Genomic DNA, 25,936 nt, shown 5'->3' with positions numbered 1-25,936 from the left:
CACCGGGACGCCGGTGAGCCGCCCCGGGACGCCGGTCAGCAGCAGGCCCCGCCGATCGACGCCTCCTTGCTGACCGGGACCGGCCGGCCGGCTCCGGCGGCATCGATGCGCCAGCCGAGGACCGCGCCTCCCCCCACGCACAGAACCAGCAGGAGTACCAGCAGACTGTTCCTCATCGTCGAGCCCCCCAATCGTCACGCTCTCCTGTGAGTTGACAAGCTGAGTCAAGTATCAGTCACTTCTTTAGTCAAGTAATAGCACGGCAAAGCCCGCTGGCCGATTCGCCCGCTCTCCCTACTCCCCCCGGGCAGAGGAGACTTGGCCCACACCCCTAGGCTTCACAGAGTCACGCTGGTAACTTTGAGTTGTCACACAACTAGTCATGAACTCCGGAAGGAGTCCCCATGGATCACGCCAAGGTGGAACAGGCAGAGGGCCTTGGGGGCCGCATAAGGACCCTTCGGACACGGCGCGGACTGAAGCAGCAGGACCTGGCCTCGGCCGACGCCTCGACGAGTTACATCTCCCTGATCGAGTCCGGCAAGCGCGTACCGTCACCCGCGGTGCTGGCCGCCATCGCCGAGAAGCTCGGCACCTCCACCGACTACCTGCTGACCGGGGTCGACGACCGCCGCGCCGAGGAGAACCGGCTGAAGCTGGCCTTCGCCGAGATGGCGCTGCGCAACGGGGACAACGGCGAGGCCCTGCAGTCCTTCGGTGAACTCCTCTCCCACCGCTCGACCCTGGACGGTGCCATGATCCGGCGCGCTCTCATCGGCCAGGCCGCCGCGCTCGAGAAGACCGGCCGCCTCGAAGCCGCGCTCTCCGTCCTCGACGGCCTGCACCGCGACCCCTCCATCGCCGTCGGCTCCGACGAATGGTGCCGCATCGCCGTCGCGCTGTGCCGCTGCTACCGCGACGCCGGGGACGTCGCGCTCAGCATCGACATCGGTGAACGGGCGGTGGCACAGCTCGACGGACTCGGCCTCGAGACGACGATGGACCACATCCAGCTCGGCGTCACCCTCATGGGCTCCTACCACATGCGCGGCGACCTGACCCGCGCCCAGCTCCTCGGGGAGCGCCTGCTGCCCGCCGCCGAGACCCAGGGCTCCCACGGGGCGCGCGGCGCCGTCTACTGGAACGCGGGACTCGTCGCGGGCTCCCAGGGGCGGCTGAGCGAGGCGATCGCCCTGACCGAGCGGGCCCTGGCGATGATGGCCGAGGGCGACAACGCGCGCCATGCGGCCATGCTCAGGATGAACTACGGCTCGATGCTCCTCCAGCTGGACCCGCCCCGCCCCGAACGAGCCCTGGAACTGCTGGAGTCCGCGCAGGAGACGCTGGCCGAGGTCGGCAGCGCCAGCGAGCTGTCCCGTTGCGAGCTGAACCTGGCCAACGCGGAGAAGCAGCTCGGCCACTGGGACACGGCCGCCGCCCACGCGGAGCGGGCGCTCGGGCTGCTCGGCTCCGACTCCCGGGTGCTGTCCGCGCTCGCACGGACGTACCTCGCCGAGATCTGTCTGCTGCGCAGCGCCCCGGAAGAGGCCGTCCAGCACCTCCAGTCGGCCGCACGCCAGTTGCGGCAGCTGCCGGCCTCCCAGGACTCCGCGCAGACCTGGCGCCACATCGGCGACCTGTGGCGCCACCACGGCAACACCGACGAGGCGCTCAAGGCCTACGACATGGCGCTCACCACCGCCGGCCTGGCCCGCACCCGTGCCCCGGAGGCCGCCCTCACCGACCGGCGCTGACCACCACCTCCACCACCCGGTCCCGCAGCCGTTCCATCGCCGCGACCGTTCCCGCCTCCACGTTCACCCGGACGACGGGGCCGGTCCCCGGCACGCGCACGTTGAACCAGGCGCCGTCGGCCAGCTCGCCGGTCACCCCGTCGAGGTGGTCGAGCGCCGTGCCCTCGGCGGCGAAGTGACGCACCACGCGCTGCAGGGCGGCCAGCGGGTCCGGCACCCGCACGTCGAGCGTGCCGGAGCAGGCGTACCGGTCGTGCCGGGCGGCCAGTTCCGACAGCTCCCGGCCCGACGCGCCGAGTTCCGCCAGCAGGTGCAGCGCGGCCAGCATGCCGGTGTCGGCGTACCAGAAGTCACGGAAGTAGTAGTGGCCGCTGTGCGCGCCGCCGAACGCCGCGTCCTGTTCGGCCATCAGCGCCTTGACGGCGGCCGGCCCGGTGCGGGAGCGCACCGGGATGCCGCCCGCCTCCTTGATGGCGTCGATGGCGGAGGTGGCGGTCAGCAGGTCGTGGACCACCGCGGCGCCCGGCCGGCGGGCCAGCTCCCGCCCGGCCACCAGCGCGATCACCGTGGCGGGCGGCACCGGCGCGCCGCGCTCGTCGACGGCCACCATCCGGTCCCCGTCCCCGTCGAAGGCCAGCCCGGCGTCGGCCCCCGACTCGCGCACCTTCTCCCCCAGCGCGTCCACGTCGGCCAGGTACGGCGCCCAGTGCGGGAACGGGCCCGTCAACTCGAAGTGCAGCGGGACCAGTTCGATCGACGGGTGACCGAGGACGAGCGGCGCGGTGCGGGCCGCCGCCCCGTTGCCGGCGTCGACGACGACCTTCAGCGGGCGGATGTCCGAGAGGTCGACGAGCGCCCGCAGGTGCCCGGCGTAGTCGGGCAGGAGGCGGGCGGGCAGCACCGAGCCGGGGCGGTCGGCCAGCGGCGGGCGCGGTCCGCGCAGGCGGCGGCGGAGCAGTTCCATGCCGGTGCCCTCGTCGACGTCGACGGCGCCCGCGTGGCACAGCCGGATCCCGTTGTACGCGGCCGGTGCCCGGTCGGCCGTGATCATGGCGCCGGGGACGTCCAGGCGGCCCGAGACGTACGACAGGTAGTCGGTGGAGCCCAGGCCCGCGTCGACGACGTCGGCGCCTTGGTCGAGGACGCCCTGGCCGAACGCGTCGGCGAGGCAGGGCGAGGACGCCCGCGCGTCGTGGGCCACGGCGACCGTGCCCGCGCCGGTCAGCTCGGTGAAGGCGGCTCCGGCGCGGTAGGCGAGGCCGGGGTCGACCTCGGCGCGGAACAGGCCCCGGATGTCGTACGGGGTCACGATCCGGTCGTACAGGTCGTCCTCGGGTTCAGTGGTCATCGAGGCAGTTCTCCTCAAGGTCGGGGACGGGGCCGCCGGCCGGCTCCGGCCGGCGGCCCGACGCCGTCGTCGCGCGGGTTCCCGGCGGGCGCGGCCGGGTGCGGCGTCCCGTCACGTACGGGCCAGCCGGTGCACCGCCTCCAGCGGGATCGGCAGCCAGTCCGGGCGGTGCCGGTGCTCGTAGACGGCCTCGTAGACCGCCTTGTCCGCTTCGAACGCCCTGAGCGGGAGGGGGTGGCAGTGCGGGTCCGTGCCGCCGGCGTCCGCGTAACCGGCCAGGAACGCGCGGCGGTTGCGCAGCGCCCAGGCCCGCGCGCGGCGGGCACGGCGCAGACGGGACCTGGGGGCGTCGTCCGGATCGCGTGCGCGCAGGGCACGCAGGCCCGCCTGGGCGGCGTAGTCGAAGGAGCGGAGCATGCCCGCCAGGTCCCTCAGCACCGGCTGCGGGGCGGCGCGTTCGGCGGCGGGACGCGCCGGTTCGCCCTCGAAGTCGATCAGCCGCCAGCCGGACGGCGTGGGCAGCGCCTGGCCCAGGTGCAGGTCGCCGTGGACCCGCTGGGCGAGGACCGGGCAGCCGCGCGCGCCGGCCCGTGCGTAGTCGTCGTAGAGCCGGGTGATCGGGGCCCGGTGGCGGGCCAGCGCCGGTACCTCCCGCATCGCCCGGTCCAGGCGCGCGGTCATCTCGGCCGCCTGGCGTGCGATGTCGTCCGGGGTGAGCAGCACCCGCGGGAAGACGTCGGCCAGCGCCGTGTGCACCTCGGCGACGGCCGCGCCCAGGGCCCGGGCGTGCGCGGTGAAGCCGCCGGTCGCCGGGACGGTGGGGCAGGTGCCGTCCACGCAGTCGGTGACCTGGCGCACCGCGGCCTGCCATCCGTCGCCCTCGGCGGGCAGGAGGTCCTCCATGAGCCCGAGGACCAGGCCGGTGGGTCCGCCGAGCAGGGTGCCGTGCAGCCGCGGGGTGCGGACGCAGTTCGCCTCGGTGAGCGCGCGCAGCGTCTCGACCTCCAGGTGGGCGCCGGGTTCGGGGCGCCGGTAGATCTTGAGCAGCAGCCGGTCGCCGAAGACGACGGCGCTGTTGCTCTGGTCGGCGGTCAGTGGCCGGGGCACCAGGCCCACGGGCAGGGGCATCCGGGTGGCGCGCTGCAGGCGCAGTCCGCCGTCGGTGCCCCGCGCGAGGTGGCGCAGGAGCACCCCCATGAGCGCGGCGTCCTCCGTGGCCTCGTACAGGGTCCAGCCGCGCCGGTCGCCGTCCGGCACCTGTCCGATGGCCGCGCCCGCGAGCCGCCGGGGCAGGTCGGGGCGCAGCCCGAGCAGGAGCTGGTACAGCTGTCCGTCCTGGGTGCGCAGCACGGTGTGCAGCAGCGCGGGTGCCTGCTCCCTTACGACGTTCAGCACGACCGGGGTGAGGGCCCCGGCGGGGGACGGGCCGGCCGCGTACCAGCGGCGTGTGCGCAGCCAGGGGCCGAGCAGCGGCAGCAGCGGCGCGAGGTCCTGCCGCGGCCCGGCCTCCGCCGGGGCGAGGGTCATGGCGTCTCCCTCACGGGAACCAGCAGGTGGGCGGGGGTGCGGCCGGGTTCCAGGCGGAAGTACGTCTCGCGGCGCCAGGCGTGGATCTCGCCGGTGAGTTCGTCGCGCATCTTCAGCGAGCCGTCGTCGGGCAGGCCGAGTGCGGCCAGGTCGAAGGCGACGGTGCCCTCGGCCGGGTGGTGCGGGTCGAGGTTGACGACGGCGAGGACGGTGTCGAGCGAGCCGTCGGGCAGCCTGACCTGCTTGGAGTAGGCGACGACCTGCGGGTGCGGCACCGGGTGGAAGCGGAGGTTGCGCAGTTCCTGGAGGGCGGGGTGGGCGCGGCGCAGTCCGTTGAGCCGGGTGATCAGCGGGGCGATGGAGCGGCCCTGGGCCTCGGCCGCGGCCCAGTCGCGCGGGCGCAGCTCGTACTTCTCGGAGTTCTTGTAGTCCTCGGTGCCCGGTTCGAGGACCTCGTTCTCGCACAGTTCGTAGCCCGCGTACATCCCCCAGGACGGGGCGAGGGTGGCGGCGAGCACGGCCCGCGTCTCGAAGGCGGGGCGGCCGCCTTCCTGGAGGTAGGCGTGCAGGATGTCGGGGGTGTTCACGAAGAGGTTGGGGCGCAGGAAGTCGGCGCTGTCGTGGGCGAGTTCGTGCGCGTACTCGGTCAGCTCCTCCTTCTCGTTCTTCCAGGTGAAGTAGGTGTACGACTGCTGGAAGCCGGCTTGCGCCAGGGCGTGCACCATGGCGCGCCGGGTGAAGGCCTCGGCGAGGAACACCACGTCGGGGTCGCGGTCGTTGACCTCCGCGATCACCCGCTTCCAGAAGCCGACGGGCTTGGTGTGCGGGTTGTCGACGCGGAAGATCCTGACGCCCTGGTCCGCCCAGAACCGCAGCAGCCGCACGCTCTCGGCGACCAGGCCCTCGAAGTCCCGGTCGAAGGCGAGGGGGTGGATGTCCTCGTACTTCTTGGGCGGGTTCTCGGCGGGGGCGACGGAGCCGTCGATGCGCCGGGTGAACCACTCGGGGTGCTCGGTGAGCCACGGGTGGTCGGGTGAGCACTGCAGGGCGAAGTCGAGCGCCACCTCCAGGCCCAATTCCTGCGCGTCGGCGACGAAACGGCGGAAGTCGTCGAGGGTGCCGAGGTCCGGGTGGACGGCGTCGTGGCCGCCTTCGGCCGAACCGATCGCCCACGGCGAGCCGACGTCGTGCTCGCCGGCGACGAGGGCGTTGTCGGGGCCCTTGCGGTGGGTGCGTCCGATGGGGTGGATCGGCGGGAGGTACACGACGTCGAAGCCCATGGCGGCGATCGCGGGCAGCCGCAGTGCCGCCGTGGCGAACGTGCCGCTGACCGGTGGTGCGCCGTCGGTCAGCCGGGCGCCCTCCGAGCGCGGGAACATCTCGTACCAGGAGCCGGCCAGGGCCCTGCGCCGCTCGACGAGCAGGGGCAACGGCCAGGAGGAGGTGACCAGTTCGCGCAGCGGGTGGCGGCGCAGCGCGGCGACCGCCTCGGGGGCGGCGCTCGCGGCGAGCCGGCGGTCGGCCGGGCTCGCCCCGTCGCGCAGGGCTCGCGCCACCGCGCTCACCGCGTCCCGGTGCCGGGCGTCCGGGATCCCGAAGGCGGCCCGCTCGTACAGCAGCGCGCCCTCGGCGAGCATCAGGTCGACGTCGACGCCGGCCGGGATCTTCACCTCGGCGTCGCGGCGCCAGGTGGCGACGGGGTCGGCCCACGCCTCCACGCTGTACGTCCACCTGCCCGGCGGGCCGGCCACGACGGTGGCCTCCCACCGGTCGGCGTCCGGGTCGGCCAGCCGCATCGGGGTCCAGGCCGCGGGCAGCCCCCGCGCGTCCCGCAGTACGACGTTGGCCCCGATCTCGCCCGAGCCCTCGCGGAACACCGTGGCGCTGACGGTGAGGGTCTCCCCCGTGACGGCCTTCACGGGCGCGGCGCCGCCGCGCACCTGGGGGCGGACGTCGCGGATCGGTATGCGGTCGCCGACGGGGACGCGGGCGCCGGGGTCCATGACGGCGGTCATCGCGCACCTCCCAGGGCCGCGGTCCGTGCCGTGCCCCGCGCCCGCGCCGCCCGTTCCCGGTCACGGGCGGCGATCAGGTCGATGATGGTCCGGGCGAAGAGGTGGCAGTGGGCCCCGGTGCGCCCGGTGACCAGGTCGTCGTCGACGACGACGTCCTGGTCGACGTACCGGCCGCCCATGTTCCGCAGGTCTCCGAGCAGGTTGTTGTGGACGACGGCGCGGCGGCCGCGCACCAGGTGCGGCACCGGTGCCGTCAGCCACATGCCGTGGCAGATGATGCCCTTGACGATGGCCGGGTCCTGGAAGGCGCGGCGCAGGAACCGTGCGGCGGGCGGGAGTTCGTCCGGGTCCTCGGTGTAGCGCAGGCGGTCGGAGACCATTCCGGAGGGGACGATCACCGCCGAGAACTCCTTGAGCGCGAACTCGTCGATGTCCTCGAAGGACTCGCGCACGACGAACGGCATCCGGTGCTCGTGCCCCTGGAAGGTGATCTCGTCCTGGCCCCACATCCGGGACAGGAAGTGCACCTCGGCGCCTTCCTCGGGGAAGCGGTGCTGGTAGTAGAGGATCTCGGGTTCGTAGAAGTCGCTCTCCAGCAGGATCGCGATCTTGTGCCCCTTCAGTCGCACGGCTCACTCCTGCCTTCCGCGTCCGGTGACCAGGTCGACCAGGAAGGGGCCGGGAGTGCCGAGCGCCTGCTCGACGGCCGCGGCGGCCTGACCGGGTTTCTCGACCCGGACGCCGGGGACGCCCAGGGATCGTGCCAGCGCGACGAAGTCGATGGCCGGCGTGGACAGGTCGAACATCTCCGGCTGTTCGTGGGCGGTGACGCCGACGCTCCTCCAGTACTCCTCGATGTTGAGTTCGAGGAGCCTGTAGCTGCTGTTGTTGCAGATCACGAACTTGGCGCCGATGCCGTGGCGGGCCGCGGTCCACAGCGCCTGGATCGTGTACAGGGAGCCGCCGTCACCGGTGAATCCGACCACCGTGCGCTCGGGGTGGGCGAGCCGGGCGGCGATGGCGCCGGGGATGCCGACGCCGAGGGAGCCGCCCCTGGTCTGGTGCCAGTGGCCGGGCCGCGTCGGCGGCAGGTGGCGGCTGAGGTCGGGGGAGGCGGTGAGGGCCTCGTCGAAGACGACGGCGTCCTCGGGGAGCCGGCGGGCCAGCTCCTGGAGGAAGGCCGCCGTGGGCAGGGCGTCCGGGGCGAACGCGGCCTCGTCGCCGCGCCGGCCTTCGGCCAGTTCACGGGCGCGCTGCGCCGACCGCCGGGTGAACCACTCCTCGGCGCGCGCCCGGGCCGGCGGGTCCATCCGCCGTTCCAGCGCGTGGGCGAGGCCGTCGAGCGTGCGCTTCGGGTCGGCGGCGATGCCCAGGTCGACGGGGAAGTTCTTGGCGATGGCGTCGGTGTCCAGGTCGATGTGGACGACCGGGACGCCGTCGGCGAAGACGCCGTCGAGGGCCGGGTAGACCTCGGGCAGCGCATAGGTGCCGACGATCAGGACGGCGTCCGCGGCGGCGGTGACCTTGCGGCTGCTGTCGCCGAACATGTGGCCGAGCTGTCCGGCGTAGGCGGGGTGGGCGGCCGACAGGTTGACCTCCGCCCAGTCCGCTCCCCACACCTCGGCGCCCCAGGTCCTGGCGAGCCGGCCCAGTTCCTCCTGGGCGCCCGCGAAGTGGACGCCGTCGCCGGCGATGACGATCGGCCGCTCGGCCGCCGCCAGGAGCCCGGCCGCCCGCTCCAGCACCTCGGGGGCGGCCGTGGCCGAGACGTCGACGTAGGAGGTGGGCACGGCGGGTTCACCGGTGTGGCGGTCCATGACGTCGGCGGGCAGGACGACCAGGACCGGGCCGTACGGCGGGGTCGCCGCCACCTTGAAGGCGCGGCGCAGCACCCGCAGCGCCGACTCGGGGTCGACCACCCGCGTCGCCCACTTGGTGACGGGCTCGGCCATGGCGACCAGGTCGACGGCCATCTGGGCGTCCATGGCGTCGTAGCGCAGGCCCGCCTCGCCGGCGACGGCCACCAGCGGGGCGTGCCCGCGCCGTGCCTGGTAGAGCATGCCGACCGCGTTGCCGACGCCGACGCCGGTGTGCAGCTGCATCACGGCCGGGGTGCGCGTGGCCCGCGCGTAGCCGTCGGCGAGGCCGACGACGCTGGACTCCTGGAGCGCGAGGATGTACTCGATGTCCGGGAAGTTGCGCAATTCGTCGAGGAAACCCTGCTCGACCGTGCCGGGGTTGCCGAACATGTACCGCACCCCGTCGGCTCGCAGCTGTTCGAGGATCGCGACCCGCGCGGGCCTGCTGACCATGACGTGCACCTTTCTGCGAAGGCTTACGTGGCTGCCGTGCGGTCGGGGTCAGTCGTCGGCCCGGAAGCCCCACTGACGCAGGCCGTCCTCCAGGACCTCGACGAGCTTCTGGCCCGTCAGGTAGGAGTCCGGCGTCGAACGGCCCGTGATGAACGGGTAGTCGACGATGACGGACGTCTCCTTGCCGAAGTTGCCGTGGAAGGCGCCGCCGGGCGCGGTCGCGTCGCGCAGGATGTACTCCAGCGGGTAGGGCGGCGGGCCGATGACGAAGTCGGTGCCCATGAAGCCGGTGCCGTCCTTGTAGTCGTACTCGATGCAGTGCCCGGTGACGTGCTTGCCCCGGATGATGGAGACGCGGTCCTCCTGGTCGCGGGCGAAGGCGAGCGGCGCGACGCCGTAGCACTCGGCGGCGATCGGCATGTCCAGGGCGTGGAAGGCGAGGATCAGGTCGTGCACCCGCCAGTTGTTGGCGAGGTCGACGATGGGTCCGGAGCCGCCGACGATGAGCAGGGCGTCGTAGCGGTCGGCGATCTGGTCGCGGATCTGCTCCAGGCGCGTGTTGTACGCCTCCCAGTCGCGCAGGAAGTACGGCTTGGAGCGGTAGGGCCGGTCGGGCAGCCAGGACGACAGGTCGAGGGGGCCGTCCAGGCGCGGGGAGCTGTCGATCGCGCGGACCTTGGCGGCCATCTCGGGCGTGGTGACGGAGCGGCCGAGCGGCGGGTCCACGTAGTCGGGGTCCATGCTCGGCGGCAGGGCGACCGGACGCTTGCCGGTGGGGGTGGCGAAGGTGACCTGGTAGCCGGCCTTGTCGAAGGTCTCCAGCGGGCCGATCAACTCCTCGCCCCAGTAGCCGTATTCGGACAGGACGACGAGGATGCGCTTGCTCATGGGGTGTCCTCTCGTGCGACGCGGGTCGGATGGGACCGGTCGAACTCATGTCTACGTTCCGCGGGCCGGGCCCGGCACGGGCGGCCGCCCCGGTCGCCCCACATCCCCAAGTGGGTGCGCGTACTACGCCATTTCACCCGCCGACGTCGGCAAGCCCGCCGGCCGACCTCACGCAATGCGCGCGCCGGGCGTCCGGGCCGGGCGGCGGGCCCGGCCGCCGTGGCCCAATCGACCCGGACACCTCCGGATGACACCGGACACTCCTTCAGCGAGAGGGACTTGGCATGACGACCGCACAGAGCCCGCGGACGGAGCCCGGCCAGGACGTCGCCGCGTTCGTCCAGCACTGGTACGACATCCTGAGCAGCCACGAGCCGGTCGAGGACCTGCTGCCGCACGTGATCGACGACGGCCTGGAGATGGCCTTCCCCGAGCGCACCCTGCGCTCTCACGCCGACTTCCGCGACTGGTACGCGGTGGTGGGCGAGAGCTTCGGCCCGCAGAGCCACATCGTGGAGAAGCTGCGCACCCACGAGCACGACGGTCTCGTCGACGTCGAGGTGACCGTCGTGTGGACCGCCAAGAACCTCTCCGACGGCAGTGTGTCGGCCCTGCGCATCGACCAGACCTGGCAGCTCGTGCGCGAGGGTGCGGACGGTGCCCTGCGCATCCGCACCTACCACGTCGGCGCCCTGAACCCGGCCTGAGCCGGCGATGCGGGAGGTTCCCATGTCGTACGACTACGTCGTCGTCGGCGCCGGCAGCGCGGGCTGCGCCGTGGCGAGCCGGCTCAGCGAGGACCCGGACGTGACCGTGCTGCTCCTGGAGGCGGGCGGCTGGGACGAGCGGCCGGAGATCCACCGCACCGACGCCGCTTCCCTGCTCGCCCTGCTGAGCAGCGAGTGGAGCCCCACGATCGACTGGGGGTACGCGACCGAGCCGGAGTCCGCTCTCGGTGGCCGCCGCGTCCCGGTGGCCCGCGGCAAGGTGGCGGGCGGCTGCAGCTCCGTGAACGCCCTGATGTGGGTGCGCGGCAGCCGCCACGACTACGACGGCTGGGCGGCGCTGGGCAATCCCGGCTGGTCGTACGCGGACGTCCTGCCCGCCTTCCGCCGCGCCGAGGACTACGACCGCGGCGGCGACGCGCTGCGCGGCAAGGGCGGCCCGGTGCGGGTGCGCGACCACACCGCTCCCACGCCGGTCGCCGAGGCGTTCGTCGCGGCCGCCCGCGGGCTCGGCTTCGACGCGCCGGGCGACGACTACAACGGCGAACGGCAGGACGGCTACGGCTTCCTCTACCAGACGACCCGCACCGACGACGGCGCCCGCGCCTCGACCGCGACGGCCTACCTGCGTCCCGCGCTCGACCGCCCGAACCTGACCGTGGCCACCGGCGCGCACGCCACCCGGCTGCTGCTGGACGGCACCCGCGCCACCGGTGTCGCCTACGTGCGGGACGGGCAGCGGCAGCAGGCGTGGGCGGACGAGGAGGTCGTGGTCTGCGCGGGCGCCTTCGAGACGCCGAAGCTGCTGATGCTCTCGGGCATCGGGCCGGCCGCGCACCTGCGCGCGCACGGCATCGGTGTCGTCCAGCACCTGCCCGGTGTCGGCGGCAACCTGCAGGACCACCTGTTCGTGCCGGTGTGCTACCGCTCCCGCGAGGAGCACCCCGAAGGGGCGCTGCTGGCCGAGGCGGGCCTGTTCACGCACACCCAGGGGGGCGCGGAGGGCCGGGCGCCCGACCTCCAGTTCACGTTCGGACCGGTCAAGTTCCTCGCCCCCGACGCGCCCGCCGGCCAGCACGCCGGGCCCGGCTTCACGTTCGCGCCGATCGCGCTGCTGCCCGAGAGCCGCGGCCGCCTGCGGCTGCGCTCCACCGACCCCGCGGCCCCCGCAGTCGTCCAGGCGGGCTACCTGACGGCGGCGGCCGACGTGGACGTCCTGGTGCACGGGGTGCTGCTGGCCCAGGAGCTGGCGCACACCGCGGCCTTCGACCGGCTGCGCGGCGAGGAACTGGGGCCCGGCGCGGACGTGCGCGACCCCGGTGAGCTGCGCGCCTACGTCGCCGAGCGGGCGACGACCCTGTGGCACCCGGCCGGCACCTGCCGCATGGGCACGGGGCCGGACGCGGTCACCGACCACGAACTGCGCGTGCACGGCATCACCGGGCTGCGGATCGCCGACGCCTCCGTGATGCCGGTGATCGTCGCGGGCAACACCAACGCGCCCAGCGTGATGATCGGCGAACGCGCCGCCGAGCTGATCAAGGACTCCCACCACCGACGGACCGAGGAGACCCACCATGCCCACCTCTGAGAGCACGAGCACCGCCGAGAACTCCCCGAGCGTCGCGCTGTACCGGCGCTTCCTCGACGCGTTCAACGCCGCCGACTACGACGCCGTGGCCCAGGTCATCGGCGAGGACTTCACCGACCACCACCCCGGCTTCGAGATCAAGGGCCTGGACGACTACCTGGCCGCGCTGCGCGCCGCCCACGCCACCTACGGCCTCCAGGGAGAGCTGCAGGAGGCGCTGCCCGTCGGCGCGGAGGGCGGCGACAAGGTCGTCACCCGGGTCAGGCTGACCGGGACCCACGGGGACACGGTCTTCGGCTTCCCGGCGACCGGACGCCGGGTGGAGTGGACCACCACCGAGATCTGGCGCGTCGAGGACGGCCGGTTCGTGGAACGCTGGGCCCAGGACGACCTCCTCGGCCTGCGCGAGCAGGTCTCCACCGACGCGGCGAACCTGGCGACCGTGCAGGCGGTCAGCGACGCCGTGAACGAGCGCCGCTACGACGACCTGGACGAGCTGTTCGGCCCCACGTTCCGGGACAACAACCCGGCCTGGGACGTGGCGAGCCTGGACGAGCTGAAGGTCATCATCAAGGCCGCGCACGACGCCCTGGACTTCACCGTGCACCTGGACGCCCTGTACCCGGCCGCGCCGGACAAGGTGATCATGCACATCACCTTCCACGGCAAGCACGTCGCGCCCTTCTTCGGCAAGGAACCCGACGGCCGCGAGGTCTCCTGGACCAGCCTGGAGGTCTACCGCCTGGAGGACGCCAAGGTCGTCGAGCGCTGGGTGCAGGCCGACACCGCGGGCCTGATGCGCCAGCTCGGCGTGGAGCTTCCGTGACCCGCGCAACCCGCCGATCCCGTACGCCGAGGAGGCCGCGATGAACACCCGAGAGATCGTCGACACCTACTACCGGCTCGCCAACGCCGGCGACTGGGACCCCTGGTGCGACCTGTTCGCCGTCGACCAGACGATGGACGAGCAGCTCGCCGGGCACGTGGAGGGCCGCGAGACGCTGCGGGACATGATGAAGGGGTTCCCGCAGATGTACGCGTCCTTCTCGAACGTCCCCGTGCACATCGTCGTCGACGGCGACCAGGCCGCCGTCGTCTCGCACATCTCCGCCCGCACCCCGGGCGGCGAGTCCGTCGAGGCGGACGTGTGCAACTACTTCCGGATCGCCGGCGGCGAGATCGTCTACATGACGAACGTGCACGACACGGTCCCCTTCGCCGCCGTCACCGGTGGGGCGTGAGGCCCGTGTCCGCACCTGCCGGCGCCCGCTGGGCGCACGTCGGTCTCAACTGCCGTGACCAGCGGGCCACGGAGGAGTTCTACCGGCGCTGGTTCGGCTTCGAGCGGGCCCGCGTCGTGGAGGCCGACGGCAGCCGGGTCGTCTTCCTCAAGGCCGGCCCCGTCTACCTCGAACTCTTCCCCACCGGCTCCGAGCCCGCCTTCGCCACCGCCAAGGACGGGCCGGACAACCCCGGCGCCGTCCGTCACCTGGCCTTCCAGGTCGACGACGTGGACGCGTTCATGGCGGCGGCCGACGGGGAGCTGGAGGTGCTGCTCGGGCCGCTGGCCTTCGACGCGTTCATCCCCGGCTGGAAGACGGTCTGGGTGGCCGACCCCGACGGCGTCGTCATCGAGGTGAGCCAGGGCTACACCGACCAGAGCCCCGAAGAACTGCGGTCCTACGCGTGAGCGCGTGACCCGCGTACGCCCGCACCGGGCACGGCCGGTCGAGGACGACCGGCCGTGCCTTCCACCATGTTCCGACGCACACGAGGAAACAACCGGGAAAATGGACACCATGAGCCCTGTCAGCGAACAGACCATCCTCATCACCGGCGCGACCGACGGACTCGGCCGCGCCCTCGCCCATGAACTCGCCGACCAGGGCGCCACACTGATCCTGCACGGCCGCAGCGCCCGCAAGGGGCAGGAGCTGCTGGAGGAGCTGCGGGCGAAGACCGGCGCGGACCGGTTCCGTTACGAGCTGGCCGACTTCTCCTCCCTGGAGGAGATCCGCGCCCTGGCCGACCGGATCGTGGCCGGGTACGACCGGCTCGACGTCCTCGTCAACAACGCCGGGATCGGCGTGGAGCTGGCGCGCCAGGAGAGTCAGGACGGCTACGAGCTCACCTTCCAGGTGGACTACCTGGCGGGGTACGTCCTCAGCTGCAAGCTGGCCCCGCTCCTGGTGCGCTCGGCGCCCGCCCGCATCGTCAACGTCACCTCGGCCGGGCAGGCCCCCCTCGACTTCGACGACGTGATGCTGGAACGCGGCTGGGACGGCGGGCAGGCGTACTGCCAGGCCAAGCTCGCCCAGATCAGCCTCACCAAGGACCTGGCCGAGCAGCTCGCCGGCACCGGGGTCACGGTCAACGCCCTGCACCCGGCCTCGTACATGCCGACGAAGATCGTGGTGAACCTCTTCACCCCGCAGAGCACCCTGGAGGAGGGCACGCGCAACACCGCCCGCCTCGTCACCGACCCGGCGCTCGCCGAGGTCAGCGGCGAGTACTTCAACCGGGCCACCCCCTCGCGGGCCGGCGCCCAGGCGTACGACCCGGCGGCCCGGGCGCGGCTGCGGGAGCTGAGCGAGTCGCTGACCGGCGTCGTCCTCCCGCCGCTCGGCTGACGCCTCCCGCAACGCGCGGCCCCGCCGCCCCGTCCGGGGCGGCGGGGCCGCGGTGTCTCACCGGCAGGCCGTGACGGACAGCGCGTGGTGGAAGACGTCGCGCGGGTCCCACTTCTTCTTCACCGCTTGCAGGCGCGGGTGGTTGCCCTTCCAGTACAGGGTCTGCCAGGGCACCCCGGAGGTGTTCCAGCGCGGGTCGGTCAGGTCCGGGTCGGGGTAGTTGATGTACGACCCGTCGGCGTCGCCGTCGGGCAGCGGCACACCCCCGGTGGCGGCGTAGAAGTCCCGGTACAGGGCGCGCAGCCAGGCGACGTGCCGGTCGTCCTCGGCCGGGTCGGTCCAGTAGGTCAGGAAGTTGGCCTTCAGCATCGAGTCGCGCTGGGCCAGGGCGGTGGCGTCGGGTGCGACCTTGGTGACCTGGGCCCCGTAGGAGAAGAGGATCGCGCCGCCGTGTCCCGTGTACGCGGGGTCGCTGAGGTTGCGGTACAGGACCGCGAGCTGCGCCTCGGACCAGCCCTTGCGCAGGTAGGCGCCCTTGAACTTGCCGCGGTTGTACAGCCCGGTGTCGTAGTGGTCCTTGAGGGACTCCTTCAGCCAGGGGGTGCTGTGCGCGGTGGTGGTGTGCGGGGCGCTCACCCCGTCCGCGACCGCGGCGATGTAACTGTCCAGCAGCTGACGGGAGTTCGGCAGGGATCCGTCGAGCTGGGCGGTGAGGGAGACGGCACCCTGGACGTAGTTGTAGAGCAGCAGGGCGCTGTTGAGGGTGTCGTAGTCGGTGCCCGGTTCGTTGTGGGCGGCGTGCCAGGCGTTGTGGTTGCGGACGATGCGGGTGAAGTCCGCCTCGGTCAGGTCCGTCCACTTCCAGCTGGTGGAGGTCTTGAGCAGGCTGTGCGGCGGCTTGGGCAGCAGGCCCGCCGGGTCGGTGCCGGTGGCGCCCGGGGAGCGGAACCAGAAACGGGTGACGATCCCGAACTGGCCGCCGCCACCGCCGGTGTGGGCCCACCACAGCTCCCGGTTGGGGTCGTCGGCCTCGCGGGTGGCGATCACGGAACGGGCGGTGCCCGCGGAGTCGACGTACACCACCTCCACGGCGTACAGGTGGTCGACGACCGCGCCGTACTTGCGGTTGAGGGGGCCGTAGCCGCCGCCGGTGACATGGCCGCCCACACCGACGGTGGGGCAGTCGCCGGCCGGTATGGTCACGCCCCACTCCAGGTAGAGGGTGCGGTAGACCTGGCCGAGGGTGGCGCCGCCCTGGACGCTGAAGGCCCGCCGGGAGGCGTCGTAGCCGACGGCGTTCATCTCCGACAGGTCGACGAGGATCCGTACCTCCGGGTCGTCGACGAGGCCGTCGAGGCAGTGTCCGCCGCTGCGCACCGTGATCCGGGCGCCGGCCGTGACCGCTTCCTGGACGGCGGCGACGACCTGCTCGGTGGAGTGCACGAGCCGTATCGCGTCGGGTCTGGCGGCGAACCGGGCGTTGTACCCGCGCTGGGTGAGGTCCAGGTAGCGCGGGTCCGAGGCGGTCACGGTGACGGTGTCGACGACGGCGGGGACCGTCGGGCCGGCGGCGGCCTGCCCGGCCCGCGCGGGCTGGGCCGCCTGTGCGGCCGGGGTGCCGAGGACGGCGGCGCCGCCGACGCCGGTGGCGGTGCCGAGGAAACCACGGCGGGTCAGTCGAGCCATGTCCGCTCCTTCGGGGAAGCTCTTCGGTGAGCTGGGTGGGTGACTGCTCTAGGCGGACCGCGTCAGGTGAGCTGCGAGCGGCGCCGCCCGGGCGGCCGGGCCAAAAAGGGCTGCCGCCCCTGGAGCGGACTCCGGGAACGGCAGCGGGGGTTGGGGGCGGGCGTCAGCCGGTGGCGCGGGCCGGGTTCTCCGCCGTGACGGCCGCGCGGGCGCCGCCCGCCACGGGGGCCTGCCCCGGCGTCCGCCGCGCTACGAGCAGTCCCGCGGCCACGGCGGCCGCCAGCCCGATCAGCGGTACCACGGCGAGCACCCCGATCGCGGTGGACAGGCTCATCGCGCCGACCATGCCGCCGACGGCGGCGGAGCCGAGCGAGCCGCCGGTGATGAACACGAGCTGGAACACACCGGCGGCCACCCCGTGCACGGAGCTGTCGACCAGGTGCGGCACCGCGGCCATCAGGGCGACCTGGCCGGCGCTGAACCCGGACACGCAGGCGGCGACCGCGACGACCAGCGCGACGGGCTGGCGCCCGGCGAACGCGGCGAGCAGCAGCCCGGCGGCGCTGAGCACGGTGAGCGCGGTGACCAGGCGCAGCGGGCCCACTTTGTGGGCCAGGCCGCCGGCCGTCCGCGAGAGGACGGCGCTGACCACACCGGTGGGCAGCAGGATCAGGCCGATCTGGGTGACGCTCAGGTCGTGGTCCATGAGGATCAGCCGGGGCGCCGCGAACTGGATGATGAGGTAACCGGCGAAGAGGGTGAACCCGGCCGCGGCGGCCAGCACGAAGCGGGCGTTGCTCACCACCAGGCGCGGCAGGAACCCGTCGGGCACCCGGCGCACGTGCCACACGGTGGCCGCGGCCAGCGCGACGGCGAGCACCGCGAGCGCCAGGACGAGGGTCTCCTTCAGGTGGGTGGTGCGGGCCTGGAGGAGGACCGCCAGGGCCGCGGCGAGGGCGAGGCAGAGCACGGCGCCGCGTGCGTCCAGGCGTTCGGGGCGGGGCTGGGTGGCGGGGGCGATGCGCAGCACCCGGACCGCGGCGATCGCCGAGAGACCGGGCAGCGCGAGCGCCGCCTGCCAGCCGATGAGGTCGGTGAGGGCGCCCCCGAGCAGCGCGCCGCCACCGGAGACGATGCCGACGACGGCGCCCATCGTGCCGATGGTGCGTCCGCGTTCGCCCGGTTCGGTGAAGAGCCGGTTGGCGACGCCGAAGGAGAGCACGGCGGCGACGCCTCCGCCGATGCCCTGGAGCATGCGGCCCGCGATGACGGCCGGGAACCAGGGGACGGCGACGACGAGGACGGTGCCGGCGAGCAGCAGCACCATGCCCGTGATGATGGGCATGCGCAGACCGCGGATGTCGGCGAGACGGCCGGCGAGGGCGGAGGCGACGGAGAGGGTCAGCGTGTAGCCTGCCAGCACCCAGGCCGTCGCCCCGGAGGCCACCGAGAGGCTGTCGCCGAGCGCGGGCAGCGCGATGGGCGTCGCGGACATTCCGAGCGCGCTGGGCGCCAGGAACGCGCCCAGCACGAGCCCGGCGGAGAGGGCGCCGGGGCGGGTTTGGTCGGACATCTCTACCTCAATCGACATTGACGTACACGGTCTTGTACTGCAGGTACTCCTCGATCCCCTCGGGGCCCAGCTCGCGGCCGTAGCCGGAGGACTTGTAGCCGCCGAAGGACGTGGAGTTCTCGAACGCCGCCCAGGTGTTGACCCAGACGATCCCCGCCTGCAGCCGGGCGGCCACGGTGTGGGCGCGGCGCACGTCGCGGGTGTGCAGGCCCGCGGCGAGCCCGTACGGCGTGCCGTTGGCGATCTCGACGGCCTCCTCGTCGGTGTCGAACGGCAGGACCGTCACGACCGGGCCGAAGATCTCCTCCTGGGCGATGCGCATCTGGGGGTGGGCGCCGGTGAAGAGCGTGGGCTGGTGGAAGTAGCCGGGCCCCTCGTGGCCGCGCTCACCGCCGTAGGCGACGGTGGCGCCCTCCTCGCGGCCGATGCCGACGTACTCGACGACCTTGTCCAGTTGCTGCCGGTGCGCCAGCGGGCCGAGCACGGTGGTCTCGTCCAGCGGGTCGCCGACCGGTATCGCGCCCAGGACGCCGGTCAGCGCCTCCACCACCTGGTCGTGCACGGAGCGGTGCACCAGCAGCCGCGAGCCGCTCATGCAGAACTGGCCGGTGTTGAAGAACCCGGCCTGGAACGCGGCCTGTACGGCGGCCTCGATGTCCGCGTCGCCGAAGACGATGTTGGCGCCCTTGCCGCCGAGTTCCACGGTGACCTTCTTCAGGGTCGCGGCCGCGGCGGCGATCAGGCGCTTGCCGGTGGCCGTGGAGCCGGTGAAGGAGATCTTGTCGACGCCGGGGTGTTCGACGAGCGCGCCACCGACCTCGGCGCCGCCGCCGGTGACGACGTTGTGGACGCCCTCGGGCAGCCCGGCCTCGGCCATGATCCGGGCGAGCGCGAGGGCCGTCAGCGGGGTCTGCTCGGCGGGCTTGTGGACGATCGTGTTGCCCGCGGCGAGCGCCGGGGCGATCTTGTTGACCGCGAGGTTCAGCGGGAAGTTGAACGGGGTGATCGCGCCGACCACGCCGAGGGGCTCGCGCCGCGTGTACTGCAGCGAGCGGGCGCCCGCCGGGCGGGCGGCGCCCTCCAGCTGCTCGACCATCCCGGCGTAGTAGCGGAAGATCTCGGCGGCGGCCCGGACGTCGAAGCCGCGCGTGAACGTGATCGGCTTGCCGACGTCGAGCGTCTCCAGCCGGGCCAGTTCCTCTCCCGCGGCCTCGATGCCGTCGGCCACGCGCAGCATCAGGCGGGCGCGCTCCTTGGCGGGCATCGCGGGCCAGGGCCCCACGTCGAAGGCGCGCCGCGCCGCCTGCACGGCCCGGTCGAGGTCACTCGTCCCGGCCCAGGCCACCTCGCATATCGGCTGCTCCGTCGCCGGGTTGATGTCCTGGACGGTCTCCCCGGAGTCCGCGGGCTGGAACTTTCCGTCGATGAACAGGGAGCCGTCGCCGACGGCCTGGGTCGTTGGGATCGTCATCGGACCACTCCTTCGCGAACGGATGCAGGACTGCCGCGCACCGCGCGCCGCGGCCGGTACGCAAGAAAGCTAGGGGCGGCCGCGAGACGGCCGCCGGACGGCGGGGCGGGGCCGGCACATTGCGTCAAGTCGCCGTGCGGACCTGGCCACTTGGCGGTGGCTTGTGCCCGCCCCCCCGCCGGCCTCAGTGCTTGACGAAGATCAGCGGGACGTGCCGGCCGCCGGTCAGCAGCCAGTGTTCGAGGCCGTTGACGGCGACGAGCACGAACGCCACGGCGCCCAGCGTGGCCAGGCCCGGCACCAGGGGTGCGGCGACCGCCACGCCGAGCAGCGCGAGCCCGCCCGCGAAGCGGGTCACGGAGGCGGCGCCGAACATCCGGCGGCGCGTGTAGCAGAAGGTCAGCGTGAACAGGGCGGCGCCGACGGGCAGCAGCCCCGCGGCCAGCCGGTACGGCGTCACGGTCGGCGCAGCGACGATCCGCTCGGCGCCGACGGCCACCAGCAACAGCCCGCAGACCAGGACGAGATGGCCGTAGCTGAGGACGTCGCGCACGACGACGGCGGGCGTCGGATGGGAGCGCAGAGCGTAGGCGACGGCGGACGCGGCGAGGTGGAAGTAGAGCCACCACAGTCCGCAGCCGGTGAGGAACGCGAGGGCCACGGCCGCCAGTTCCGTGGACCCGAGGTGGCGTCCGCCCACCCAGGCGCCGACGGAGACGACGTTCTCGCCCAGGGCGATGATGATGAACAGGCCGAAGCGTTCCGGGAGATGGTTGACGCCGAAGGCGAGTTGCCGCAGATGGCCGCTCAGGACGAGCGGGGCGAGGATCTCGGCGACCACGGCGACCGTCCACCCGGCGGTGCGCATCTGGTCCGGCAGCGCGGTCACCCCGAACAGGGCCAGCGCGAAGGCGAGCCCGGCCCGGTAGGGGTGGATGGTGTAGACGGCGCACTCACGCCGTATCGCCTCGCCTATCAGCAGCCGCAGGGCGAGGTAGCTTCCGGCGTACAGCAGCGCCTCCGGCCTGCTCTCCAGCGCGTGCTGGGCGGACATGCCCATCCCGTAGGTGGCGAGGCCGGCCAGGAGCAGGAACACCCGCTGCAGGGTGGTCTCGTGCACGGCGTTCATCGCCATCACGACGTCGACCCACGCCCACCACAGCGGCACCAGGACGAGCAGGCAGCCGCCCAGCCGGGACCAGCCGGGGTGCAGGGCGAGCACGTGGGCGACCTGACCGACCCCGAAGGCGAGCACCAGGTCGTAGAAGAGTTCCGTCCATGTGGCCCGGTCACGCACGTCGACGCGCGTCCGGGCAATGACTTCGGCCACCGCTGCACCAGCTTCCTCTCGGCGTACGGACCTGCGACAGGAATCACGGATTGCAGCACTGACTGTGTACAGCGGCCGGGTGCGCGGCGGACCGGCGCGCGGTGGGCGCGGGGCATTGCGGGAAGTCGGTGGGCCGTCTGTCCCAACTCACCGGGGACGGCAAGGGAGCGCCAAGGGTTCAGCCGGCCCTCGCCCCTGGGTGTCCCTGCCGGACCTTGGCCGGGGAGCGGCCTCCCGTCGGCCGGGCGCCCCGGCAGGGGCCGCGCGCCACCGTCGGCGAGTTCCCGGGTCGCCGGCGGTGGCTGTGCGCGGGGCCGGCTCAGACGATCAGGACCCGGCGTCCGCGCGCGTGGCCGGCCTGGCTGTCGACGTGCGCCGCCGCGGCGTCGGCGAGCGAGTACGTCTTCTCGACGGGGATGTGGAGCCTGTCCCGCTCGATCAGGGCGACGGCCTCGGCGAGCGCGTCCGGCACGCTCCCGGGCGCGCCGGAGAAGCGGACGCCGTAGTGCGGCGCGTCGAGGTCGGCTATGGAGATCACCTTGTTCGGGTCCCCGGTCAGCTCGACGAGTTCGCGGATGACGCCCGAGCCGGCCAGGTCGAGGGCCGCGTCGATCCGGCCGAGCCGCCGCACCCGCTCGGCCCACCCCTCGCCGTACGTCGTGGGGAGGGCGCCCAGGCCGCGCAGGTAGTCCTGGTTGGCGGCCCCGGCCGTGCCGATCACGGTGATGCCGCGGTCGCGGGCGATCTGCAGGACCGCCGATCCCACTCCCCCGGCCGCGCCGCTGACCAGCAGCGTCTGCCCGGGCCGCACACCGACCTCACGCAGGACGCGCAGCGCGGTCTCCACCACGGAGGGGTACCCGGCCGCCTCCTCGAACGTCAGGCCCTCGGGCATCCGGGCCCAGGCCGACAGCACCGCGAACTCGGCGTAGGTGGAGGCACCTTCCCCGAACACGTGGTCGCCCACCTCGACCCCTTCGACCCCCTCGCCGACCTCGTCCACCACACCGGAGGCGTCCAGCCCGACTCCGGAGGGCAGCTCGATCGGATGGGCCTTGAGGACCTGCCCCTCACGGATCCTCCAGTCGACGGGGTTCACACCCGCCGCCCGTACAGCGATGCGCACCTGGCCGGGGCCCGCGTGGGGCTCCTCGGCATCTTCCAGGCGCAGGACTTCCGGACCGCCGAACTCGGCGAAGCTCACTCTCTTCATGCGACCGAACATAGCACTAACGGTTAGCTTTTTAGAACAGCTACGCTTCTGTAGCAGTTATTGTTACGTATCTGCTAGCATCAGCCCATGACCGAGCCGCTCGGACGCCGAGAGCGCAAGAAGGCCGCCACACGCCAGAAGATCGCCGACACGGCCCTGCGGCTCTTCCTGGAACGCGGGTACGACGCGGTGGGCATCCGGGACGTGGCCGCCGAGGCCGACGTCGCCGTGACCACGCTCTTCTCCCACTTCCCCTCGAAAGAGGCCCTGGTGTTCGAGCAGGACCAGGACTTCGAGCGCCGCCTCACCCGGGCGGTCACCGACCGGGCGCCCGGAGAGCCGCTCATGCCCGCGCTCCGCCGCGAGATGCACGCCCTGGTGCGCCATTGCACGGCGGACGGCGCCGCCCCGATCTGGCGCATGATCGACGCGTCGCCGGCCCTGCGGCAGTACGAGCAGTCGATGCGGCTGCGCCACGCGGAGTCGCTGGCGGCGGCCGTCGCCGCCGATCTCGGCCTGCCGGGGACCCCCACGGCGTGCCGGTCGATCGCGAGGTTCGTGATCGACGCCTTCTCGCTGGCGCGTGACGCGGAGGATCCGCAGGCCGCGGTGGACGAGGTCTTCCGGATGATCGAGGCGGCCTGGGAGACCACCGGCCACGCGGTGGCCGGCACCTCGATCGAAGCCTGACGCCCCGGCCTCGGCGTCACCTGCCCGCCCCCGCTCCTGCACACCTCGGACAGGCCTGCCGCCCGCCCCGGCCGTACCTCATGGTCAGCCGTGGTCCGGCGCAGGCGATCCAGGTCCTCAACGACCGCGGGCGGCCGTCCTGGACGACCGCGCCCGGCCCGCTGCCGAAGCGGGCGCGCACCGCCCACCGCACGCCCGCCCGACCACCTTCACGCCGGGGAACATCCACGCGTTCTTCCCGACTCCCCCCGTTCGTCCGTCTCCGCGTCCGACAATGCAGGTACCCGCTCGGCTGGTTCCGGGGCTCGCTCCCGGCCCGGCCCGCTCCTGTCCGTGCCTGTCGAGAAGGGACCGTGCCCGTCGTGTCCACCACGCAGGAGGAAGGGAACACCCATCACGCGGACGGCCGCCGCTGCCGCCCGCTCGGCGCCGGGGAACGCACGCTGCTCTCCGGCCTCGTCCCCGCCCCGCCCGGGGGACGGGCCCTGGACGTCGGGTGCGGCACCGGCGAACTCGCCGCGTACCTGTCCTCGCTCGGCTACCGCGTCGACGCCGTCGACCGGTCCGGCCACGCCCTCGCCGAGGCGGCCGCCGCCCACCCGGCCGCCGCCCGATGGCTGCGCCTGGACATCGAGAACGACGACTGCGACCCACTGCACGCCGACGGCTACGACCTCATCACCCTCCGGTTCGTGCACCCGTTCCTGACCCGCCGGGCGCGCACCCTGCACTCCCTCGGCCGCCGTCTGCGCCCCGGCGGCGCGCTGGTGCTCATCGCCGCGCCGGCTGCCGCCGCCCCGGCGCAGCGGCGGGACACCGCGCTCGGCGAGGACGAACTCGCCCGCCTGCGGGCCGGCTGGTCGGCGGCCGAGCGGTACGACAGCGAGGACCTGGGCGTCGTCGTCCTGCGCGGGCCGCTCGCCCGAAGCACCCCGCGGCCGCGGGACACCGGCCCCTCCCCCGCCACCACGCCACCGTCCGCCACCCCGACACCGTCCGCCACCACCCCGGTGGTGACGGACGGGGCGCGGCACCGGCACATGCGTCTGCTGCCCCGCTTCTACGGCCAGGTGGAGGCCGGACGCAAGACGATCGAGGTCCGCGTGGGCACACCCGCGAAGCGGGCCGTCACCGAAGGCGACACGATCGTCTTCCACGACCGGGGCAGCGACCGGGAACTCGACGTCGTCGTACGGCGGATCACGGAGCACAGCGGCTTCGAGGAACTGCTCGCCGCCCACGACCCCCGGCGCATCGACCCCGACGCGGCACCCGCCGGCCTGCTCGGCACCCTGCGCCGTCTCTACCCGCCCGCCGAGGAACGACTGGGCGTCCTGGCCTTCGAGTTCGACCACCGCCCCGGTCGCCCCGGCCGCCCGCTGCCCATGACACCGGCCGAGTACGTCACCACGGTGCCGCACCACACGGTGTACGCCGGCCTGTACGTCCGCGACGAGCACGAGCGGCCCGTCCAGTTGCGCTCGGTGTACGGCGACCGGCTGTGGCAGTTCCCCGGCGGCACCACCGACGCCGGGGAGGACCCGCTGGAGACCGCACACCGGGAGGCGGCCGAGGAGACCGGCCTCGTCCTCGGTCAGGGCCGGCCCCGCCTCCTGCTGACGCACTACATGCATCCCGGCCCCCACTGGCCGTTGGGCAAGATCGGGTTCATCTTCGACGGAGGCTGCCTCACCGCGGAGCAACTGCGCCGCATCCGCCTCGACCCGAGCGAGCACGACCTGTGGGCCGTCCACGATCTCGGCGCATGGCGGCGCCTGATGGGCGAGGGCCCCTTCGCCCGCCTGGACGCCGTCGAGCGGGCCCGCACCGGCCACGGCCCGCACTACCTCGTCACCGACCCCGTCTGATGCCCGCGCCCCCTCCCGCACCAGGAGTTCCCGTGTCAGCCGAGGACCTCAACGCAGATGCCTGGACCGTCTACGGACAGCGCCAACTGACCCGCGCCTTCGTGCCGCCCGTCCCCCGGCAGATGAACTGGTCCCCCTGGGACGGTGTCGGCCCCGGTGACGAGATCCTGGGGCCGCTCGCCGGCCGGCGGGTCCTGGACATCGGCTCCGGGGCCGGGCACCACGCCGTGCACCTGGCCAGGGACCTCGGCGCACGGGTCACCGGGATCGACCTGTCGCCCACTCAGCACGAGCGGGCCGTCACCGCCCACGCCGACGTGCCGGGCGTGGAGTTCGTACGAGGTGACGTGGTCGAGTACCTGCGGAGCGCCGAGCCCTTCGACGCCGCGTACGCCGTCGGCACCCTCGCCTTCATCGACCCGCACCGCGTCCTGCCCGCACTCCGCGACGGACTGCTGCCCGGAGCACCGCTGATCCTGTCGCTCCTCCACACCGACCTGCACGGCCACGGCCCGTCCACGACGGTCCGGCCGCGCGAGCAGACGGTCCAGCGCGGGGACGACCCGCCCCTGTCCACACTGATGTGGGTCCTGGCACCCGGGCTGTGGGAGGACCTGCTCACCGGACACGGCTTCCGCGTCGACGCCGTCGAACTGCTGCGCCGTCCCGACCGCGGCACGCCGGTCGTGCAGCAGCTGATCCGGGCGCGCCGCCTCCCGGACCGGCCGGCGCGCCTCTCCAGCCGCCCCCGCACCGCCCGTCCGCCCGCGCCGCACGCGGCCATCGGTGTCGGTGCCGTCGTCCTGAGCGAACGCGGCGTGCTCCTGGGCCGGCACCGGCACGGCACGCTCGAACTCCCCGGCGGCACCGTCGAACCCGGCGAATCCCTCGAACAGACCGTGGTCAGGGAACTCGCAGAGGAGACCGGGCTGCGCGCCCGGGCCGAGGACGTCACCCTCCTCGGCACGCTCGTCGACCACGTCGACGACGTCGTCCGCCTCACCGTCGGCGCCCTGGTCGACGCCTGGCAGGGCACGCCGTCCACCCGGCCCGACGAGAGCGTCGGCGACTGGGCCTGGTACCCGCTCGACCGCCTGCCCGACGGCCTGTTCGTGTGCAGCGCCCAGATCCTCACCGCCTGGCGCCCGGACCTGCCGATCGACCACACCCCGGCCCACTTCACCCCGTTCCGGCCGCCTCCCCGCACCGGCACCGCTCCTTGAACACCGGCCGCCTCCCACCGGGCCGCACGGCATTCCTGACGACGGCCGGGGCAGCGGGGCCGGCCGCAGGGCCGCCGGACCCGGCGCGGCCC

Annotated in this window: 22 protein-coding genes; 10 read left to right on the top strand and 12 right to left on the bottom strand. The window is 73.3% G+C overall.

What is annotated here, in order from left to right:
* Window positions 1-35: 35 nt before the first annotated feature.
* Window positions 36-176: a hypothetical protein gene (locus tag IG64_RS41240; RefSeq protein ID WP_158771625.1), complete on the bottom strand. Its 141-nt coding sequence runs from the start codon at window positions 174-176 to the stop codon at window positions 36-38.
* Between the two features lie 228 nt (window positions 177-404).
* On the opposite strand from IG64_RS41240, the gene IG64_RS22935 reads away from it, so the two are divergent.
* Window positions 405-1,754 carry a helix-turn-helix domain-containing protein gene (locus tag IG64_RS22935; RefSeq protein WP_037859236.1) on the top strand — a complete coding sequence of 450 codons (1,350 nt, stop codon included), beginning with the start codon at window positions 405-407 and terminating at the stop codon, window positions 1,752-1,754.
* Here IG64_RS22935 and manB read toward each other — a convergent pair.
* The 6 genes from manB to IG64_RS22905 all read right to left on the bottom strand — a co-directional run bounded on the left by manB (window position 1,738) and on the right by IG64_RS22905 (window position 9,844).
* The gene (gene manB / locus IG64_RS22930; protein WP_037859234.1) at window positions 1,738-3,102 is read right to left on the bottom strand and encodes a phosphomannomutase; all 1,365 of its coding nucleotides are present in this window, start codon (window positions 3,100-3,102) and stop codon (window positions 1,738-1,740) included. The genes IG64_RS22935 and manB overlap by 17 nt on opposite strands.
* Before the next feature lie 111 nt (window positions 3,103-3,213).
* Entirely contained in the window at window positions 3,214-4,629 is a 1,416-nt protein-coding gene (locus IG64_RS22925) for a maltokinase N-terminal cap-like domain-containing protein (protein ID WP_037859232.1), read from the bottom strand.
* A complete protein-coding gene (locus tag IG64_RS22920) occupies window positions 4,626-6,644 on the bottom strand; it encodes an alpha-1,4-glucan--maltose-1-phosphate maltosyltransferase (RefSeq protein ID WP_107474329.1) in 2,019 nt (672 codons plus the stop codon). The genes IG64_RS22925 and IG64_RS22920 overlap by 4 nt, the downstream gene beginning before the upstream one ends.
* A complete protein-coding gene (locus IG64_RS22915; RefSeq protein WP_037859231.1) occupies window positions 6,641-7,273 on the bottom strand; it encodes a DJ-1/PfpI family protein in 633 nt (210 codons plus the stop codon). Before IG64_RS22915 ends, IG64_RS22920 begins: the two co-directional genes overlap by 4 nt.
* Window positions 7,274-7,276: 3 nt before the next feature.
* A complete protein-coding gene (locus tag IG64_RS22910) occupies window positions 7,277-8,956 on the bottom strand; it encodes a thiamine pyrophosphate-binding protein (RefSeq protein WP_037859228.1) in 1,680 nt (559 codons plus the stop codon).
* Window positions 8,957-9,004: 48 nt separating this feature from the next.
* Window positions 9,005-9,844, bottom strand: coding sequence for a type 1 glutamine amidotransferase domain-containing protein (locus IG64_RS22905; RefSeq protein ID WP_037859226.1), 840 nt, complete (start codon window positions 9,842-9,844; stop codon window positions 9,005-9,007).
* Window positions 9,845-10,128: 284 nt separating this feature from the next.
* Here IG64_RS22905 and IG64_RS22900 point away from each other — a divergent pair, with 284 nt between their 5' ends.
* From IG64_RS22900 to IG64_RS22875, 6 genes are all read left to right on the top strand, one after another.
* Window positions 10,129-10,551: a nuclear transport factor 2 family protein gene (locus IG64_RS22900; protein ID WP_037859223.1), complete on the top strand. Its 423-nt coding sequence runs from the start codon at window positions 10,129-10,131 to the stop codon at window positions 10,549-10,551.
* 22 nt (window positions 10,552-10,573) lie between these two features.
* On the top strand, window positions 10,574-12,160 hold the full coding sequence (locus tag IG64_RS22895; RefSeq protein WP_234438593.1) for a GMC family oxidoreductase: 1,587 nt from the start codon (window positions 10,574-10,576) through the stop codon (window positions 12,158-12,160).
* Window positions 12,147-12,986, top strand: coding sequence for an ester cyclase (locus IG64_RS22890; protein WP_037859220.1), 840 nt, complete (start codon window positions 12,147-12,149; stop codon window positions 12,984-12,986). The genes IG64_RS22895 and IG64_RS22890 overlap by 14 nt, the downstream gene beginning before the upstream one ends.
* A 40-nt stretch (window positions 12,987-13,026) precedes the next feature.
* Entirely contained in the window at window positions 13,027-13,401 is a 375-nt protein-coding gene (locus IG64_RS22885) for a nuclear transport factor 2 family protein (protein ID WP_037859218.1), read from the top strand.
* A 5-nt stretch (window positions 13,402-13,406) separates the two neighbouring features.
* Entirely contained in the window at window positions 13,407-13,850 is a 444-nt protein-coding gene (locus IG64_RS22880; protein WP_037859217.1) for a VOC family protein, read from the top strand.
* A 109-nt stretch (window positions 13,851-13,959) separates the two neighbouring features.
* The gene (locus tag IG64_RS22875) at window positions 13,960-14,790 is read left to right on the top strand and encodes an SDR family NAD(P)-dependent oxidoreductase (protein WP_037859286.1); all 831 of its coding nucleotides are present in this window, start codon (window positions 13,960-13,962) and stop codon (window positions 14,788-14,790) included.
* A gap of 57 nt (window positions 14,791-14,847) precedes the next feature.
* On the opposite strand, the gene IG64_RS22870 is transcribed toward IG64_RS22875, so the two are convergent.
* The 5 genes from IG64_RS22870 to IG64_RS22850 form a co-directional block, all read right to left on the bottom strand.
* Window positions 14,848-16,476 carry an FAD-binding oxidoreductase gene (locus IG64_RS22870; protein WP_078884161.1) on the bottom strand — a complete coding sequence of 543 codons (1,629 nt, stop codon included), beginning with the start codon at window positions 16,474-16,476 and terminating at the stop codon, window positions 14,848-14,850.
* Window positions 16,477-16,639: 163 nt separating this feature from the next.
* Entirely contained in the window at window positions 16,640-18,049 is a 1,410-nt protein-coding gene (locus IG64_RS22865) for an MFS transporter (protein ID WP_037859215.1), read from the bottom strand.
* Window positions 18,050-18,056: 7 nt separating this feature from the next.
* Complete coding sequence (locus tag IG64_RS22860; RefSeq protein WP_037859212.1) at window positions 18,057-19,520, bottom strand: aldehyde dehydrogenase family protein; 1,464 nt, start codon at window positions 19,518-19,520, stop codon at window positions 18,057-18,059.
* A gap of 184 nt (window positions 19,521-19,704) precedes the next feature.
* The gene (locus IG64_RS22855) at window positions 19,705-20,850 is read right to left on the bottom strand and encodes a low temperature requirement protein A (protein WP_037859209.1); all 1,146 of its coding nucleotides are present in this window, start codon (window positions 20,848-20,850) and stop codon (window positions 19,705-19,707) included.
* 319 nt (window positions 20,851-21,169) lie between these two features.
* A complete protein-coding gene (locus IG64_RS22850) occupies window positions 21,170-22,063 on the bottom strand; it encodes an NADP-dependent oxidoreductase (RefSeq protein WP_037859284.1) in 894 nt (297 codons plus the stop codon).
* Window positions 22,064-22,150: 87 nt separating this feature from the next.
* Here IG64_RS22850 and IG64_RS22845 point away from each other — a divergent pair, with 87 nt between their 5' ends.
* The 3 genes from IG64_RS22845 (at window position 22,151) to IG64_RS22830 (ending at window position 25,844) form a co-directional block, all read left to right on the top strand.
* Complete coding sequence (locus tag IG64_RS22845) at window positions 22,151-22,753, top strand: TetR/AcrR family transcriptional regulator (RefSeq protein WP_037859207.1); 603 nt, start codon at window positions 22,151-22,153, stop codon at window positions 22,751-22,753.
* A 362-nt stretch (window positions 22,754-23,115) separates the two neighbouring features.
* Window positions 23,116-24,621: a methyltransferase domain-containing protein gene (locus tag IG64_RS42345; protein ID WP_078884164.1), complete on the top strand. Its 1,506-nt coding sequence runs from the start codon at window positions 23,116-23,118 to the stop codon at window positions 24,619-24,621.
* Between the two features lie 32 nt (window positions 24,622-24,653).
* Entirely contained in the window at window positions 24,654-25,844 is a 1,191-nt protein-coding gene (locus tag IG64_RS22830) for a bifunctional class I SAM-dependent methyltransferase/NUDIX hydrolase (RefSeq protein WP_037859204.1), read from the top strand.
* Window positions 25,845-25,936 lie beyond the last annotated feature (92 nt).

Origin of the sequence: Streptomyces sp. NRRL S-340, assembly GCF_000720185.1 — a bacterium.
In the GTDB taxonomy this organism is placed as follows: domain Bacteria; phylum Actinomycetota; class Actinomycetes; order Streptomycetales; family Streptomycetaceae; genus Streptomyces.
Note: the sequence above shows the minus strand (reverse complement) of the source record. Positions and strands in the feature narration are given on the sequence as shown.